This is a genomic window from Hoeflea ulvae, assembly GCF_026619435.1.
GTDB lineage: Bacteria > Pseudomonadota > Alphaproteobacteria > Rhizobiales > Rhizobiaceae > Hoeflea > Hoeflea ulvae.
Genome location: NZ_JAOVZQ010000001.1, coordinates 808830 through 825596 on the forward strand (window position 1 = coordinate 808830; position 16767 = coordinate 825596).

Below are 16767 nucleotides of genomic sequence, written 5' to 3' on the forward strand. Positions count from 1 at the left end.
TACAGGCCGTGCCAACCACCCTAACGGTGGGGGTGCACCAAAGACAACAGCTACGAGGCGCCGTACACAAGGTCGCCCACAACGGGATGGAAAAATATGCCAGGGATGGACAAATCAGATCGCTCGATTTCCGCTGTGACCGACCAGGAGGCGCTGGATTTCCACGCCCGCGGACGGCCCGGCAAGCTTGAAATCAACCCGACGAAACCGATGGCGACGCAGCGGGACCTGTCGCTGGCCTATTCGCCCGGCGTCGCCGTTCCGGTCAAGGCGATTGCCGAGGATCCCTCGCGCGCCTTCGACTACACCGCCAAGGGCAATCTGGTTGCCGTCATTTCCAATGGCACTGCCATTCTGGGACTGGGCAATCTCGGCGCACTCGCCTCCAAGCCGGTGATGGAAGGCAAGGCGGTGCTGTTCAAGCGCTTTGCCGATGTCGATTCCATCGATCTGGAAGTCGATACCGAGAATGTTGATGAATTCATCAACAGCGTGCGCTATCTCGGCCCCAGCTTCGGCGGCATCAATCTCGAGGACATCAAGGCGCCCGACTGCTTCATCATCGAGCAGCGGTTGCGCGAGCTCATGGACATTCCGGTGTTCCACGACGACCAGCACGGCACCGCCATCATCGCTGTGGCCGGCCTGATCAATGCGCTGCATCTGACGGGGCGCGATCTCAAGAGCACGAGACTGGTCTGCAACGGCGCGGGTGCGGCGGCCATTGCCTGTGTCGAACTGGTCAAGGCGATGGGGTTCTCGCCCGAAAACATCATTCTGTGCGACACTAAGGGCGTGATCTACAAGGGCCGCACCGAAGGCATGAACCAGTGGAAGTCCGGTCACGCGGTGGAGACAAAGGCGCGCTCGCTGGCCGACGCCATGGATGGCGCCGATGTCGTGTTCGGCCTGTCCGCCAAGGGCGCACTGACGCCCGAGATGGTTGCTTCGATGTCGAAGAACCCGATCATCTTCGCCATGGCCAATCCGGATCCGGAGATCACCCCGGAGGAAGTGGCCGCGATCCGCAATGACGCCATCATGGCCACCGGCCGGTCCGACTACCCCAACCAGGTCAACAATGTTCTGGGCTTTCCCTATATTTTTCGCGGTGCGCTCGATGTCCGCGCCACCACCATCAACGAGGACATGAAGATTGCCGCGGCCAATGCGCTGGCCGAGCTTGCCCGTGAGGATGTGCCCGACGATGTCGCCGCCGCCTATCAGGGCGTGCGCCCGCGCTTCGGCCCGCAATACATCATTCCGGTGCCGTTCGATCCGCGGCTGATTTCGGCCATTCCGGTTGCTGTGGCCAAGGCGGCGATGGATTCGGGCGTGGCGCAGAAACCGATCCTCAACATGGAAGCCTATGCGCAGGAACTCTCCGCCCGGCGCGATCCGATCGCCTCCACCCTGCAAAGGCTGTATGAGCGGGTCCGCCGTCACCCCAAGCGGGTGGTCTTTGCCGAGGGCGAGGAGGAACAGGTGATGCGCGCCGCCGTCTCCTATGTGAACCAGAAGCTCGGCACCGCCTGTCTTCTCGGCCGCGAGGAGCAGATGCGCGAGACCGCAAAACTCGCCGGCATCGATCTCGACCGCACCGGCATCGAACTGGTCAATGCCCGCGTCTCGCGCCGGGTCGAGGCCTATACCGACTATCTCTACGCAAGGCTGCAGCGCAAAGGCTATCTCTACCGGGACTGCCAGCGGCTGATCAACACCGACCGCAACCATTTCGGCGCCTGCATGGTCGCCCTTGGCGATGCCGACGCGATGGTCACCGGCACCACCCGCAATTACTCCACTGCGCTCGAAGACATCCGCCGCTGCGTCGACGTCAAGCCGGGTCACCGGATGATCGGCGTGTCGCTGGCGCTGTGCCGCGGCCGCACCGTCTTTGTTGCCGACACCGCCGTCATCGACATGCCCAATTCCGAGGAACTGGCCGACATTGCCGAGGAAGCCGCCGGCATGGCGCGGCGTCTGGGCTATGAGCCGCGTGTGGCGATGCTGGCCTATTCCACCTTCGGCCACCCCACCGGCGAACGCTCCGAGCGGGTCCGCGACGCGGTCAAGATCCTCAACAAGCGCCGGGTCGATTTCGAATATGATGGCGAGATGGCAGCCGATGTGGCGCTCAACGCCAAGGTGCTCGAACAATATCCGTTCTGCAAGCTCTCGGGCACGGCCAATGTGCTGGTGATGCCGGCATTCCACTCGGCCTCGATCTCGACCAAGATGCTGCAGGAACTGGGCGGCTCCACCGTCATCGGCCCGCTTCTGGTCGGCCTCGACAAGTCGATCCAGATCGTCTCGATGGGCGCCAAGGATTCCGACATCGTCAACATGGCGGCGATTGCCGCCTACAACGCGGCGAGCTGAAGCGGCAACCCGTCACTGTGAAAGCAGGACCGGGGTTCGGCTGTCCTGAACCCCGGTCAGGCGTTCAGTGTCAGGCGGCAAAGCGCGAGGCGTCGGCGCCGTAGTGGTTGAGATAGCGGCCATTGATCTGCTTGACCGGCAGCATCACCAGCACATCGGTGGTCCTGAAGGCGGTGTCGACCACCGCTTCGCGGGAAACCACTGCGCCGACCCGGAGATAGCCCTTGACCAGCGGCGGCATGGCCGCAATGGCGGCGCGCGGGTTGATGGCCTCGGCCGGCATCATGTCCATCGACAATCCGCGTCCGGCAATGGCGCGCACGTTCCATTCGTCATTGGCCGCGGCGGTCTGGTTGAGGAAGGACAGCGCCAGCGCATGCGCATAGGGCCGGGCGCCGGGAAACGAGGCGCAGCCGAACATCACGTCAATGCCGTGGCCCAGCGCATAGGCCCAGGTGCCCTGCCACAGCGCTTCCAGCGTGCGGCGGATGCGATAGGTGCTCAGCACGCAGGAGCGGCCCAGTTCCAGAAACCGCTTGTCCGGCGAGCGGCCGACCAGATCCATCACGTCGAATTCGTTCTGCGAATAAAAACCGTCATGGCGCGCCGCCACCTCCTGCCGGAGCAGCCGGTAGGTGCCGACGATCTGGTCTTCGGTGGAGCCGGTCAGCGCCGTGTCGAGCACCAGCAGGTGATCGCAATAGCGGTCGACCCGGTCGAAATCGCGTTTCTGCAGCATGGCGTCGGCCGGCAGCTGTGCGCCCATTTCCTCGACGAAGACACGGTAGCGCAACGCCTGCGCCGCCTCGATCTCGCTGTGCGTCGCGGCAAGCCGGACTTCGAGCGAGCCGATGCGACCGAGGATCCGGTCCTCGGGCTGGAACTTGGCGATCGGTGCAAGGAAGGGTCTGGTCATCGGCTGTTGTACTTGCGTGTGCATGGAAGCTCTCCCGCTGGATGATGACCGGGTTCAACCATGATTCTGCGACATCCCGGTGACATTTGCCATCCGCCATGTGCCCATTTCAAGGTATTTATGTGTCTCCACCCCGTGCAACGCAACCGCGCGGACGTGAATTCCGGCCCGCAAGTGTTTGAAAGTGGTCGGCTATCATGCCGCTCGCAGGGCCGTTTGCGGGTGGGGACGGCGTCGCGCCTATCCGGCGGCGCTCTGCCGTTTGCGGGCCGTCACCGTCGCCAGCTGCAACAGCCATTGCGGATCGACCGGCTTTTCGGCGTGTCCGTCGGCGCCGGCGGCGAGCAGGTCTTCGCTGGTCGAAGCCTGACCATCGGCCGAGAGCACGATGATCGGCAGCCGCGAGAGCTGGCTTGCGGCTTCCTCGGCGCGGATCTGCTGGATGGCGCTGCGGCCGTCGAGTTCGGGCATCGACAGATCGGTGATGACCAGATCATAGGCGGCAACGCCGGCCGGGCGTTCCATCGCCTCGTTGACCAGCTTGCGGCCATTGTCGACCACCGTGACCCGGTGTCCCTGGCGGGCGAGGATCGAGCGCACCACAAGGGCGTTGACCGGATCATCCTCGGCCAGAAGAATGTCCAGCGTCGGATTGTCCGACGCCCGTTCGAGCACCACCGGCCGCAGCTTGCAGCTCAACCGGTCGCGGTCGTCGCGGTCATCGCGCCGGGTCAGCACATTGATCAGCGATTCCCGGCGCACCGGCCGCACCAGCCAGGCGTCGGCGCCATGGCCCGAATGGCTGTCGAGATCGCGGCTGTCTTCGGGTGCGATCACCAGCGTGCGCTCGATGCTGGCGGGCAGTTCCACAGGTGCTGCGGCCAGCAGGCTGTCGGCACGGTCGGCGATGCGGCGGTCGACGACAATGTCGCTCAGCGTTGCGCCGGAGCGGTAGAGCCGGGTCAGCGCCGTCATCATGGACTCGGCGTCATCGGCGGTTTCGGCAATGCCGCCGAGATCGCGAATGGTCCACAGCAGCGCCGTCGAGACCGGACCCCGCGGCGCAATCACCAGCACGGAGCGGCCCTCGAGCGTCCCCAGCACTGGCCTGTGGGCTTCCGGCTCCGCAAGTTCCCTGACAGGCACGGTGAACTTGAACATGCTGCCCTGGCCGGGCGTGGAGGTGACGCCGATCTCGCCGCCCAGCGCCTCGACGATGCGCGCCGAAATCGACAATCCGAGCCCGGCGCCGCCCTGGGTGCGGGTCGGGCCATTGTCGGCGCGTTCGAACTCGTTGAAGATCCGCACCTTGTCCTCGTCCTTCAGGCCCGGGCCGGTGTCGGAGACGATGAAGGCGAGCTGGCTGTCTTCGCGCACCACCTCGACCAGAACGCCGCCCTTTTCGGTGAACTTGATGGCGTTGCCGACGAGATTGAACAGCACCTGCCGCAGCCGGCCGATGTCGGACGTGATCAGCAGCGGCGCTTCAGCGGCAATATGCACCGCGATCTCGATGCCTTTTTCATGGGCGCGCGAGGCCATCAACTCGCTGACGCCGTTGACCAGGTCTTCGAGATTGCCCTGCTCCTGGCGCAGATGCAGCCGGCCGGCCTCGATCGAGGTCACATCGAGAAGGTCCTCGATCAGCGACAGCAGCGAATGGCCGGATTCGCGCGCGGTCTTGAGGTAGCTTGCCTGTTCCGGTGTCGTCTCGGTCTGTTCCAGCAAATGGGTCATGCCCAATATGCCGTTGAGCGGCGTGCGGATTTCATGGCTGACAGTCGCCAGAAAGCGGGATTTGGCGTGGTTGGCGGCTTCCGCCTTTTCGCGTGCCTCCACCAGCTCGGCCTCGGCCCGGCGGGTGGCGGTGACATTGCGGCCGATGCAGTTGATGAACAGGTTGCGCGAAGACGGGTCGCGCGAGGCGGTTTCGTGCCAGGTCCAGATGGTCTGCTGGTCGCCGCTGCCCAGCACCAGCTCGCGGCCGCCGGTGTCGCTGGTCGGGGTGAGCGCGATGCCGGCCATGTCGAGCGTCAGCCCGACCGGATTGTCGCAGCCGGTCGCGGTCCGGAAGGTCTGGTTTGCATAGACGATGCGGCCGTCGAGATTGCAGGCCGTCACCATGTCGCCGAGCGCATCGAAGACCGTGGCCAGATGGCCGGAAAACTCGCCCAGTTCCCAATTGCGATCGATGTCCTGCTCGGCAAGCGCGGCCTTTTCGGCCATGGCGCGTGCCGGATGGCTGGCCCCGGCATCTGCCCGCGACCGCCGCAGCAGGGCCACGGCCGCAAAGGCGGCAATGCCTGCGAGGGTGACAAACAGCACCGCGGGCGCGCTGAAGATCATGGAAACCGCAGCCGCTGCCATCACGGCGGAGGCGGCAAACAGCGCCTGCGACGACGATCCCGCAGCTGCTTTGCGGGCGGATCCGTCCGCTTCCGGGGACTCCGTCGCCGGATAATGCACCACCGGAATGACCGGCACCGTGTCAGCCTGCCCGGCGCCAGGCCGGTTGCCGGCCTGGTCCAGGAGAGAGTGGGATCGTTTGGTTTCAGTGCTCATGGATCCGTCAATACCACGGACCCGGTGAGCAAAGCCTTCAGCCAAAGCTTCAAATTTTAGCGATCAGTGGTCCGGCTGTTTCATATTGACCACGACGCGGCCGCGGACCTTGCCGTCAATGATGGAATGCGCCGCATCGACGATGCCGTCAAAGCCGATTTCGGTCGACAGCGCCTCGAGCTTGGCCATGTCGAGATCGTGCACCAGTCGCGACCAGGCTTCCTGTCGCAGCGCCAGCGGCGCCATCACCGAATCGATGCCGAGCAGCGACACGCCGCGCAGAATGAACGGCGCCACCGATGTCGGCAGATCCATGCCCTGCGCCAGACCGCAGGCTGTCACCGCGCCGCCATAGGAGGTCATCGACAGCACATTGGCCAGCGTGTGGCTGCCCACCGCGTCGACCGCACCGGCCCAGCGTTCCTTGGCCAGCGGCTTGGCCGGGCCCGAGAGTTCATCGCGATGAATGACTTCCGAAGCGCCGAGGCTCTTGAGGAAGTCGGCCTCCTCGGTGCGTCCGGTCGAGGCGATGACCTCGTAACCGAGCTTGCCCAGCACCGCGATCGCCACGGTGCCGACGCCGCCATTGGCGCCGGTGACCACCACGGGCCCGCGTCCGGGCGTGATGCCGTGGCGCTCGAGCGCCATCACCGACAGCATCGCCGTGTAGCCGGCAGTGCCGATCGCCATCGCCGAGCGGCCATCCATGCCTTCGGGCATCGGGATCAGCCAGTCGCCCTTCAGCCGCGCATAGGCCGCATAGGCGCCGGTATGGACCTCGCCGACGCCGAAGCCGTTGAGGATCACCTTGTCGCCGGGATTGAAGCGTTCGTTTTCGGAACTCACCACCGTGCCGGCGCAGTCGATGCCCGGGATCATCGGCCAGCGCCGCACCACCGGACCCTTGCCGGTGATGGCAAGGCCGTCCTTGTAGTTGACGGTGGACCATTCGACCTCGACGATCACGTCGCCGTCCATCAGATCATCAAGACCGAGGTCAGCCACATCGACCGACAGGACCTTGTTTTCGTCGCGCGTGAGCAAAATGCCCTTGAAACGGTCTTGCATGGAAACTCCTCATCCTGTGTTGGTTCAGACTGGCCCGCCCGCCCTGTAAGATCAAGGGTGACGCGGACCCGGCAGTCGTTTCATTTGCGGGCCTTGCGGTCTCTCATCGTGGCGATCAGTTCATCGAGCACGATCAGGCCTGCGCCGATGCTGATGAAGCTGTCGGCGAGATTGAAAATGGCAAAGGACCAGGTCGCGGTGTGAAACTGGATATAGTCGACAACATGGCCGTAGATCGCCCGGTCGATCAAATTGCCCAGAGCGCCGCCGATGATCAGCGCATAGCCGAGATGGGCGATGGCCCGGGCAGGCGGGGTGTTGCGCCACAGATAGACGACAAAGACGATCACCAGTGCGGTGAGCGCGATCAGCGCGGTGTCGGGCAGTCCGCGCAGGAAGGAGAAGGCAATGCCCTCGTTCCAGGTTCGGTAGAGCGCGAACATCGGCACCACGGGAATGGATTCGTGCATCGGAAGCCGGGTTTCCACCAGCCATTTGATCACCTGGTCGAGCCCGACGGTGACAGCGACCAGCACCAGCATCGGTCCGACCCGGCTCAGCGGAGAAATCGTCACGATTTTGACTCTCCCAGATCGAGAAGATGCCGGCGCGCCTCGAACAGCATCACCCCGGTGGCGATTGCCAGATTGAGCGAGATCCGCCCGGCCGCTCTGCGGGATCCGGGCCAGTTTGCCACAGGCCCCGGCCAGCGTGTCGGGCAGGCCTTGCTGCTCATTGCCCATCAGCAGCACCACCGGCCGGTCCTGATAGCCGATGGTGCGGTAATCGACGCTGCCCTTGAGATGGCTGCCCACCACCAATGGCTTCGTCTTGGCCGACCAGGCCAGAAAGTCCTTTTCCGAAATGCGCACCAGCGGCACGGCGAAGATCGATCCCATGGTGGCGCGCACGGTCTCGGTCGAAAACGGATCGACCGTGTCGCCGATCAGCATGACGCCAGCGGCGCCTGCGGCGTCGGCGGTGCGGATGATGGTGCCGAGATTGCCGGGGTCGCGGACCCGGTCGAGCGCCACCCAGGTGTCGTCAGGCTTCATCCGGACCGCATCCAGCGCCATCGCCTTTTGCTCGAACACGGCAATGACGGCCTGCGGATTGTCGCGCCCGGTGATTGCAGTCAGCACTTTCTCGCTGACTTCGAGCACCAGCCCGCCGCGGGCAATGGTCAGCGCCGCGATCTTTTCGACCTGGTCCTTGCCGCGCTGCGCCTTGGCATAGATCAGCGTGCGGATGTTCCAGCCCAGCTCGATGGCGTCGATGACCAGCTTCAATCCCTCGGCCAGGAAGGTCCCGGTCTCGTCGCGATGCTTTTTCATCGACAGCGCGCGGATGTCCTTGATGATCGGGTTGGACAGGCTGGTGATGTCCTTGACCTGGCCGACCCGTGTCGTGTTCTTTGGTGTTTCGTGATCGCTCATTGCGGCAGCCACCTTGCAAACAGAGAAGTCGACAGCGCCCGGCAATCGTCAGGATCGGCCTTGCCGCTCTCGCGGATGATCAGCTCACCGGACTCGACCCGGCCGCCGGCGCCGCGCATGGTTTCGCGCATCAGTTCGTGAATGGCGTAGAACGAGGCGCGGATCGAATAGGCGGTCAGCACCAGGCCGACCGGTTTCGGGCTCAACAACTCGCGGCAGATGTCGAGCATCAGCGGCAGATGCTCGAACAATTGCCAGACTTCGCCATTCGGGCCGCGGCCGAATTTCGGCGGGTCGGTCAGGATGATGTCGTAATGGTTGCCGCGGCGTTCCTCGCGGGCGATGAATTTCATCGCGTCCTCGCAGATCCAGCGGATCGGTTTCTTGTCGAGCCCCGCCAGTGCCTGGTTTTCCCGAGCCCAGCCGATCGCCTTTTTCGAGGCATCGACATGTGTGACTTCCGCTCCGGCCTTGGCAGCAACCAGCGAGGCCACGCCGGTATAGCCGAACAGGTTGAGCACTTTCAGCGGCCGGTCGGCGGCCTCGATCCGCTCCGCCATCCAGCGCCAATGGGCGATCTGTTCGGGAAATACCCCGACATGGCGGAACGAGGTCAGCCGGCCGTAGAAATCGACGCCGAGCAATTGCATCGGCCAGGTTTCGCCCAGCGGCACGTTCGGGAACGCCCAGCGGCCGATGCCGTCCTCGTCGGTGTCGCCGGTAAACAGCGCATCGGCCTTGTCCCAGACCCCGTCGGGCAAGCCGCGCGCCCACAGCGCCTGGGCTTCGGGGCGGACAATGCGCAGATCGCCATATTGCTCGAGCTTCTCGCCCTGTCCTGCGGCGTTGACGCCGGTGTCAAGCAGCCGGTAGCCGTCCTCGTCGCCGGTTTCGAGGATCACCGGCGTGGTCTGCTTGGGCAGGGCGCCGCTGCGCGGGTGGAGCGGCCGGATCGGCGCCTGTGGCTGGGCCGGCTCGCGCTTGTCGAACACCGGTGCAGTGTATATCGGCTTCGCCGCGGATTGCTTGCCCGGCGCGGACCGGTGCGCGGCCGATGCGGCCTCATGCGGCGGCTTGGCGCGGCCGGGCTTTTGCCGTGACTTGGCTGACGGCTTGCCGCCGGGTGCAGCCAGCGGGCGCGCGGCATGACCCGTCTGTCCGGCTTTGCCGTCTTTCGGCCTGCCGTCCCCGGGCTTGCCGTCCCCCGGTTTAGGAGAGCCGCCGCGTCGGGACTGTAGGGAGCGCTTGTCCGCCAAAGTGGAAGAATCCTGATCGATCTGGATGAGGCCCGGCCGAAACGGGCACTGGAGCCTGCGGTTTCACTGTGATCTGGACATAGCAACCCGATATCCACTTGGCAAAGCCGTTTTCGCTTTGCAAAGATAGCCCACAGCAGGAGCGAGGAGGCTTATCCATGGAAATGAACGGCGAAGAACGCATTGCCGCGCCGCGGCAACTGGTCTGGGAGGCGCTCAATGACCCCGACGTGTTGCGGGAATGCATCCCGGGTTGCCAGGAGCTTCAGAAAAGCTCCGACACCGAGATGTCGGCCACCGTCAAGATCAAGATCGGCCCGGTTTCGGCGAAGTTCAGCGGCGCGGTGACTTTGCAAAACATCAACCCGCCGGAAAGCTACACGATCTCGGGCGAAGGCAAGGGCGGCATCGCCGGCTTCGCCAAGGGCGGCGCCGATGTGAAGCTGGTCGAGGACGGGGCAGACACCGTGCTCTCCTATGCCGTCAATGCCCAGGTCGGCGGCAAGATCGCCCAGCTCGGCTCGCGCCTGATCGATTCCACCTCGAAAAAGCTCGCCGGCCAGTTCTTTGCGAGATTCAACGAGGTTGTCAGCGCCAGGGCCGCGGGGGTGTAAGGGGCAGAGGAAAACTGCACCTTCTTGTTTTGTCGGGACGGGACAGATTGGGTTATATTGGTGATCGGTCTGGAAGTCGCGGGTGAACTGGAGCAGCATATGGATGTCTTGCTCCGGGCTGCGTTGAAGAGCCTGCCCGCTCCCTGATCCAGCTCAGCGACCGGATGAATGAAACCGGGCAGGGCGACATTGAAGCTCTGAAAAACCGCAATTAGGCACGTTGCGCTATCGGGGGAGCATCGGGACGGTGACGGCTCTGAACGTCCGCTTCAGGCAGCCCCATCCCGGGCACGCATCTGCCGGGGGCGACAAAAAATCTGTTGCTTTGACCGGCTGATGTCTCACTTCCGGGGCACGGCAATTTGCAGATGCCTTCAGGCCGCGGTGCGCTTGTCCGGTGACGGCAGGGAGGCTGCGATCTGTTGGGCCTTGGCTTTCTGGCGGTCGGCTTCGGAGTGCCATTTGACCGCTTCATTGGCATTGGCGCGCGCCGTCTGGCGATATTTGCCCTGCTTGAACCAGGTGGCCAGCGACCCGATGATAATGCCGATGATCAGGGCTGCAAACAGGAACACAAAGAACGGCAATGTCACCGACAGCACGGTGTCGGCCGGATCGAACGGATTGAGCGCCAGCGTCACCGCGGCCCGGTTTGCCACCGAGAGCATGATGAGGATGATGCCCAGGGGCACCAGGATTGCCAGTGCGATGATGCGCTTGATCATGTTTCGATCCATTCTTTCTGTTGTGACGATGCGGAACCGGCCGGTTCAGGCCTGAGCCGCAGCCACCGTGGTCCTAGTCATCGCCGTCGGGATTGTCCGGATTGAGGCGCTCGCGCAATTCCTTGCCGGTCTTGAAGAACGGCACCCATTTTTCTTCGACGAACACCGGATCGCCGGTGCGTGGATTGCGGCCGGACCGCGGCGGACGGTTCTTCACCGAAAAAGCGCCGAACCCGCGCAGCTCGACCCGGTTGCCTTCAGACAGCGCTTCGGTGATCTCGTCAAGCACGGCATTGACGATGTTCTCGACATCCCGGTGGTAGAGATGCGGGTTGCGCGCCGCAATCGCCTGAACCAGTTCCGATTTGATCATGTGACTTCCCCTCCAGTCGCGCCGCGGTTCCAAGGAACCCGTACAGGCCGCTGATATTTCTTGGTTGTTAAATGCCTGTTCTGCCCAATAAGTTCCACCTGGGCGCGCCTCGCTCAGTCACGCCGGGGTTGCCCTCCAACCTGCCAAACCGACACAAGACCGTCAAGGAACAACTTGCCGCCCGAGAGTCGGTCGATCTCGGTCGAAATCGTCTGCGGCATGCCCAGAAACTGCTGCACGAGACTGGTTGCACCGGCACCCAGCAGCAGGCCCTGCGTGTCGGTTTCGGGTTCCCAGTCAATCATTTCCAGGCTCTCGTCAATGCCCCTGGTCTTGAGATAGGCGCGGATTTCCGCGTCACCGCCCAGTGCATCGACCAGTCCGTTCTCAAGGCCCTGCCGTCCGGTGAAGATCGAGCCGTCGGCGAGCGCAAGCACCTGCGCGCGGTCCATCTCGCGCTGGGCGGCAACCAGATCGACGAACCAGTCATAGCTGTCGAGCACCATCGAGCGGATCATCGCCTTGGCCTCCTCGCTGGCATCATTGAAAGGCGAAGGCTCGGCTTTCATCGGCGAGGACTTGATCGATTCCAGCCGCACGCCGATCTTGTCGAGCAGTTCGCGCAGTTGTGGATACTGGAAGATCACCCCGATCGAGCCGACAATCGAGCTTTCGCCGGCGACGATATGGTCGGTGGACACGGCGATCATGTAGCCGGCCGAGGCCGCCAGGGTGTGAATGTCGGCAACCACCGGCTTTGCCTTGCCGGCCCGCAGCAGTGCGTTGTGCAGCCGCTCGCCGCCATAGGTGGTGCCGCCGGGCGAGGAGATGCGGATCACCATTGCCTTGGCCGCATCATTGCCGGCGGCGTCGTCTATCAGGTCGACCAGTTTCTGGTCATCGGTGATGACGCCGCTGATGTCGATCCGCGCAATGTGGTCGGCGCGCCGGCTGACGCCGTCAAAGCGCATCGCCAGGCCTGCCACCAGCGCGATCGCGACGATAACGGTGGCGATCCGCCAGAAACGCAGTTTGCGCCGGATCCGGCGGCGGTCGGCGAGTGTTTCCGGGTCGGTCACGAGGAAGTCTCCAAATGCTGGGTCGCGTGTCTGTGGCGGCGAAACCGAAGGTCATCCCGGCCGGGTCTTGCTTTGCCATTGCGGCTGAGGCATGGCAAACATAGCGTCTGCTTCGCAAAATCACCATATTGGGATGCGAAGTCGACCGCAACAGCCACCGGGCCTTGCCACACAGGCCATGCCCGGCTCGGCGTTCATCTTTGGGGCCGCAGCAGCGAATGACCACTTCGACAATGCCAGAAATGCCCGCCGAGCAAAATTATGCCGGGCGGTCGCACGCCGAATACCGGCGCGCCCGGGCCCATTCCCGGCATGTGCGGCTGCTCAAGATCCTGCTGCCTCTGTTGGCCGCACTGGTGATCGTCGCCTTTGCCGTGGTGTCCTGGATCGACTCGGTGTCGATTGAAGGTGTCGGGATCGAGTCCGTCACCTTGAGGGATGGCAAGCTGGTCATGCAGAACCCGGTGATGAGCGGCCAGGGCTCGGATGCACGGCCCTATTCGATGCGGGCCCTGCGGGCGATTCAGGATCTGACCGCCACCGATGTGATCGTGCTTGAGGAAATCGTGGCCGACCTGCCGATTTCCAATGGCGACATGGCTGTTCTCAATGCCGCCAGCGGCGTCTATAACAGGACGGCCGAGACGCTGAAATTCGATGAGGCGTTCACGGTAACCAGCGAAGACGGGCTGTCGGTCGAGATGCAGTCGGCGGATATCGATCTGGCCAATGGCGCCCTGGTCACCACCGAACCGGTTTCCATCAGCTCGTCGGAAGCCTCTGTGGTTGCGCAATCCATGGAGATGCAGGATAAGGGCCGTGTCATCATTTTCCACGACAAGGTTCGTATGACAATAAAACCGACGGCGTTGAAGCCGAAGGATGGAGCGGCGAACTGACATGGCGAAAAGCCCGATTTTCATGAGTGTTGCCTGGCTGGTGCTCGCTGCCGGCCTGTGCTTTCCGGCCTCCGGCGCGCTGGCCCAGGCCACCGAGAGCAAGATGTCCGGGCTGGCGCTGTCCAATGACGAGCCGATCCAGATCGAAAGCGACGAGCTCAAGATTGACGAGGAAACCGGCAAGGCGACCTTCACCGGCAACGTCAAGGTGGTGCAGGGCGAGATGACCCTGCAGGCAGGCGAGATGATCGTCAATTACGACAAGAATGGCGGCTCGGTGTCCTCCGGTGCTGCCGATATCCGCGAGATCGAACTTTATGAAAAGGTGCTGATCGTATCGGGCACCCAGACCGCCACGGCCGATGCCGGCAATTTCAACATGGCGAACGAGGTGCTGGTGCTGACCGGCGACAAGGTGGTGCTCACCGATGCGGACAATGTCTTCATCGGCTGCAAGCTGACGGTGCAGATGAAGGACGGCCAGGCCAAGCTCGACAGCTGTGGCGGCCGGGTGATGATCCAGCTGGATCCAAAGTCGCGACCCAAGCAGTGATCCGGTCTCCCTTTACATTCCTTGGCGGCAAGAGCGGCGGCGACGGCACCGATGTGTCGGTCTCGACCAGCGAATCCCGCTATGACGGCACCCTGATCGCCCGCAATCTGACCAAGTCCTACAAGTCACGCCGGGTGGTCGACGGCGTCTCGCTCGGCGTCCGCCGCGGCGAAGCGGTCGGGCTGCTGGGCCCCAATGGTGCGGGCAAGACCACCTGTTTCTACATGATCACCGGACTGGTGCCGGTTGATGCCGGCTCGATCGAAATCGACGGCCATGATGTGTCCGAGCTTCCGATGTACCGCCGCGCCCGGCTTGGCGTCGGCTATCTGCCGCAGGAAGCCTCGATCTTCCGTGGCCTCAGCGTCGAGGCCAATATCCGCGCCGTGCTGGAAGTCGTCGAGAAGAACCGGGCCGGGCGCGAGGAAAAGCTCGACAGCCTTCTGTCCGAGTTCCACATCTCGCATTTGCGCAAGGCGCCGTCGATCTCGCTCTCCGGCGGCGAGCGACGCCGGCTGGAAATTGCCCGGGCGCTGGCCTCCGATCCGACCTTCATGCTGCTCGACGAGCCCTTTGCCGGCGTCGACCCGATCGCGGTCGCCGATATCCAGGATCTGGTCCGGCACCTGACCCGCCGCGGCATCGGCGTGCTGATCACCGATCACAATGTGCGCGAAACGCTTGGCCTGATCGACCGCGCCTATATCATGAATGCCGGCGTGCTGCTGACCCATGGCCGCCCCTCCGAGGTGGTGGCCCATCCGGAAGTGCGCAGGCTTTATCTCGGCGAGCAGTTTTCGCTCTGAACCACCGGGCGCTCGCTCCGGTCGCGCAAGCCAAACCGGGCATTTTTACCCTGTTGCCAAAGCCTGACTTGACCAAACGTGAGAAAAAAGCAATTTTCGGGCCAGTTGGCCGACAGGGTGCCCCTTTGGGCGCTCCGATCCGGAGAGAGTGACAGGCGGGTTTACCGCTGACCAGATCCGGGCCGGCCTGCTGCATGGTTGAATGGGCCGGTGTCGGACCAGGATGAAAATCATGCTCTGGTATTAAGTTGTTATGGCAGTTCTGGCGTGTCCCTTCGGATGCGGCGCCTGTTGTAGCGGGGGAGCAGTGCGTATTCATGGCCTTGTCCGCCGGACTTCAATTGCGTCAAAGCCAGTCGCTGGTGATGACGCCGCAATTGATGCAGTCGATCCGGCTGCTGCAATTCAGTCATGTCGAATTGACCCATTTCATCGAGCAGGAGGTGGAGCGCAATCCGCTGCTCGAGCTGGTTACCGCGGAAACCGACAGGGCCGAGGCCGCCTCCGATCCGTTGCGCGAACAGCCCGCGGAGCAGGCCTCGGACGGCGAAGCTGGCGCAGGCGGGGAGGATGCGGCCTGGACTGCATCGGCCGAAAGCCAGGCCGAGCGCATGACCTCCGAGATCGATTCCCGCTACGAGAACGTGTTTCCCGACGATCATGGCGTCGAGCGGGTGGATGCGCCCGAATTCATCGACAACTGGAAGTCGATGCCCGGCAGCGATGGCGGCCATGCCAGCGAAGGCTATGATCTCGACGATTTTGCCGCCCGCGCGCCAACCCTGCGCGATCACGTCACCGAACAGATCGCGCTGACCTTCGCAGATCCCGCCGAACGGCTGATCGCCACCGAGCTCGCCGATCTGCTTGATGCCGCCGGTTACCTGGCCGGGGACCTGGCCGAGGTTGTCGACAGGCTCGGCGCCGATCCGCTTCAGGTCGAGGCGGTGCTGGCCAGGCTTCAGGACTCCGAGCCCGCCGGGCTGTTTGCCCGCACTTTGGGCGAATGCCTGGCGCTGCAACTGGCGCGCAAGAACAGGCTCGATCCGGCGATGGAGGCACTGTTGGGCAATCTTGAACTGCTGGCGCGCCGCGATTTTGCCTCGCTGACGCGGCTGTGCGGCGTCGACGAGGAAGACCTGCTCGAGATGATGGCGGAGATCCGCGCGCTCGACCCCAAGCCCGGCACACGCTTTGAGACCGGCTCGAGCGAGATGGTGGTGCCCGATGTCTCGGTGCGGCCGTCATCCGATGGTGGCTGGAATGTCGAGCTCAATCCCGAGACCCTGCCGCGGGTGCTGGTCAACCAGACCTATTTCGCCACCGTATCGGGCAAGATGGCCAAGAATGTTGCAGGGCAGGACTTTCTCAGCGAGTGCCTGCAGACGGCCAACTGGCTGGCGCGATCGCTCGATCAGCGCGCCCGGACCATCATGAAGGTGGCGAGCGAGATTGTCCGTCAGCAGGACGCTTTCCTGCTGCATGGCGTCGATCATCTGCGCCCGCTCAATCTCAAGGCTGTGGCCGAGGCCATCGGCATGCATGAATCCACGGTCAGCCGCGTCACCTCGAACAAATACATGATCACCCCGCGCGGCGTGTTCGAGCTGAAATATTTCTTCACGGTCTCCATCGCCTCGGCCGAGGCCGGCGGCGACGCCCATTCGGCCGAATCGGTGCGCCACCGCATCCGTGTTCTGGTCGAGCAGGAAGCCCCCGAAGCGGTTCTGTCCGACGATGATCTGGTCAATATGCTCAAGCAATCCGGCATCGAGATCGCCCGGCGCACCGTGGCGAAATACCGTGAGGCGATGGCAATTCCGTCCTCGGTGCACCGCCGCCGGGAAAAACGCGCCAGGGCCCGCGCCGCGGCGGTTTGAGACCTGCTCGTCAATCGCCTGAATTCATTGTCTAATTAAGCAAGAGCCGTGCCAAACTTGACAGGATGGGCGTGCAGGCGTAGAAGCCGCCCCGCATCGGGCAGGAAAGAAATGCGAGCCCGGGCAGGCGGTTCTGTCAAGCGAATTATTGCTTGGATCGGAGCGAATGACCAGCGCCAGACTCTTGGATGAGCGTGCTGCATGGCTTAGACTAAATC

14 protein-coding genes and 1 pseudogene are annotated in these 16767 nt (G+C 63.6%); 6 read left to right on the top strand and 9 right to left on the bottom strand.

Features of this window, described 5'->3' with window-relative positions; genetic code table 11:
- The first annotated feature begins 96 nt into the window (after positions 1-96).
- Positions 97-2382, top strand: a complete 2286-nt coding sequence (locus tag OEG82_RS03955) for an NADP-dependent malic enzyme (protein ID WP_267611171.1) — start codon at positions 97-99, stop codon at positions 2380-2382.
- Positions 2383-2452: 70 nt separating this feature from the next.
- On the opposite strand, the gene olsB is transcribed toward OEG82_RS03955, so the two are convergent.
- From olsB to OEG82_RS03985, 6 genes and pseudogenes are all read right to left on the bottom strand, one after another.
- Positions 2453-3298, bottom strand: a complete 846-nt coding sequence (gene olsB / locus OEG82_RS03960; protein WP_267614852.1) for a l-ornithine N(alpha)-acyltransferase — start codon at positions 3296-3298, stop codon at positions 2453-2455.
- Between the two features lie 240 nt (positions 3299-3538).
- A complete protein-coding gene (locus tag OEG82_RS03965; RefSeq protein WP_267611172.1) occupies positions 3539-5860 on the bottom strand; it encodes an ATP-binding protein in 2322 nt (773 codons plus the stop codon).
- A 63-nt stretch (positions 5861-5923) separates the two neighbouring features.
- Entirely contained in the window at positions 5924-6928 is a 1005-nt protein-coding gene (acuI, locus tag OEG82_RS03970; RefSeq protein WP_267611173.1) for an acrylyl-CoA reductase (NADPH), read from the bottom strand.
- An 80-nt stretch (positions 6929-7008) separates the two neighbouring features.
- Positions 7009-7470 (bottom strand): signal peptidase II, encoded by a 462-nt coding sequence (lspA, locus tag OEG82_RS03975; protein WP_267614853.1) that lies wholly within the window; start codon positions 7468-7470, stop codon positions 7009-7011.
- A gap of 29 nt (positions 7471-7499) precedes the next feature.
- A pseudogene (locus OEG82_RS03980) lies at positions 7500-8364 on the bottom strand (TrmH family RNA methyltransferase).
- Positions 8361-9497, bottom strand: a complete 1137-nt coding sequence (locus tag OEG82_RS03985; protein WP_425497626.1) for a class I SAM-dependent methyltransferase — start codon at positions 9495-9497, stop codon at positions 8361-8363. Before OEG82_RS03985 ends, OEG82_RS03980 begins: the two are co-directional and overlap by 4 nt.
- 281 nt (positions 9498-9778) lie before the next feature.
- Between OEG82_RS03985 and OEG82_RS03990 the strand changes: the two genes are divergently transcribed.
- On the top strand, positions 9779-10234 hold the full coding sequence (locus tag OEG82_RS03990; protein ID WP_267611175.1) for an SRPBCC family protein: 456 nt from the start codon (positions 9779-9781) through the stop codon (positions 10232-10234).
- 374 nt (positions 10235-10608) lie between these two features.
- Here OEG82_RS03990 and OEG82_RS03995 read toward each other — a convergent pair whose 3' ends face one another.
- The 3 genes from OEG82_RS03995 to sppA all read right to left on the bottom strand — a co-directional run bounded on the left by OEG82_RS03995 (position 10609) and on the right by sppA (position 12411).
- The gene (locus OEG82_RS03995; protein ID WP_267611176.1) at positions 10609-10959 is read right to left on the bottom strand and encodes a DUF1049 domain-containing protein; all 351 of its coding nucleotides are present in this window, start codon (positions 10957-10959) and stop codon (positions 10609-10611) included.
- Between the two features lie 73 nt (positions 10960-11032).
- A complete protein-coding gene (locus tag OEG82_RS04000; protein ID WP_267611177.1) occupies positions 11033-11332 on the bottom strand; it encodes an integration host factor subunit beta in 300 nt (99 codons plus the stop codon).
- A 113-nt stretch (positions 11333-11445) separates the two neighbouring features.
- Positions 11446-12411, bottom strand: a complete 966-nt coding sequence (gene sppA / locus OEG82_RS04005) for a signal peptide peptidase SppA (RefSeq protein ID WP_267611178.1) — start codon at positions 12409-12411, stop codon at positions 11446-11448.
- A gap of 218 nt (positions 12412-12629) precedes the next feature.
- Between sppA and lptC the strand changes: the two genes are divergently transcribed.
- The 4 genes from lptC to rpoN all read left to right on the top strand — a co-directional run bounded on the left by lptC (position 12630) and on the right by rpoN (position 16549).
- Positions 12630-13310: an LPS export ABC transporter periplasmic protein LptC gene (gene lptC, locus OEG82_RS04010; protein ID WP_267611179.1), complete on the top strand. Its 681-nt coding sequence runs from the start codon at positions 12630-12632 to the stop codon at positions 13308-13310.
- A gap of 1 nt (position 13311) precedes the next feature.
- Entirely contained in the window at positions 13312-13863 is a 552-nt protein-coding gene (locus OEG82_RS04015; RefSeq protein ID WP_267611180.1) for an LptA/OstA family protein, read from the top strand.
- Positions 13864-13916: 53 nt separating this feature from the next.
- Positions 13917-14669: an LPS export ABC transporter ATP-binding protein gene (gene lptB / locus OEG82_RS04020; protein WP_267614854.1), complete on the top strand. Its 753-nt coding sequence runs from the start codon at positions 13917-13919 to the stop codon at positions 14667-14669.
- 317 nt (positions 14670-14986) lie between these two features.
- Positions 14987-16549: an RNA polymerase factor sigma-54 gene (rpoN, locus tag OEG82_RS04025; protein WP_267611181.1), complete on the top strand. Its 1563-nt coding sequence runs from the start codon at positions 14987-14989 to the stop codon at positions 16547-16549.
- Positions 16550-16767: the final 218 nt, after the last annotated feature.

Coding starts and splice junctions, on each gene's coding strand:
- olsB (WP_267614852.1), bottom strand. CDS start 3,298: ATGACCAGACCCTTCCTTGCACCGATCGCCAAGTTCCAGCCCGAGGAC.
- OEG82_RS04015 (WP_267611180.1), top strand. CDS start 13,312: ATGGCGAAAAGCCCGATTTTCATGAGTGTTGCCTGGCTGGTGCTCGCT.
- OEG82_RS03990 (WP_267611175.1), top strand. CDS start 9,779: ATGGAAATGAACGGCGAAGAACGCATTGCCGCGCCGCGGCAACTGGTC.
- OEG82_RS03965 (WP_267611172.1), bottom strand. CDS start 5,860: ATGAGCACTGAAACCAAACGATCCCACTCTCTCCTGGACCAGGCCGGC.
- lptC (WP_267611179.1), top strand. CDS start 12,630: ATGACCACTTCGACAATGCCAGAAATGCCCGCCGAGCAAAATTATGCC.
- acuI (WP_267611173.1), bottom strand. CDS start 6,928: ATGCAAGACCGTTTCAAGGGCATTTTGCTCACGCGCGACGAAAACAAG.
- OEG82_RS04000 (WP_267611177.1), bottom strand. CDS start 11,332: ATGATCAAATCGGAACTGGTTCAGGCGATTGCGGCGCGCAACCCGCAT.
- rpoN (WP_267611181.1), top strand. CDS start 14,987: ATGGCCTTGTCCGCCGGACTTCAATTGCGTCAAAGCCAGTCGCTGGTG.
- lspA (WP_267614853.1), bottom strand. CDS start 7,470: ATGCTGGTGCTGGTCGCTGTCACCGTCGGGCTCGACCAGGTGATCAAA.
- OEG82_RS03995 (WP_267611176.1), bottom strand. CDS start 10,959: ATGATCAAGCGCATCATCGCACTGGCAATCCTGGTGCCCCTGGGCATC.
- OEG82_RS03955 (WP_267611171.1), top strand. CDS start 97: ATGCCAGGGATGGACAAATCAGATCGCTCGATTTCCGCTGTGACCGAC.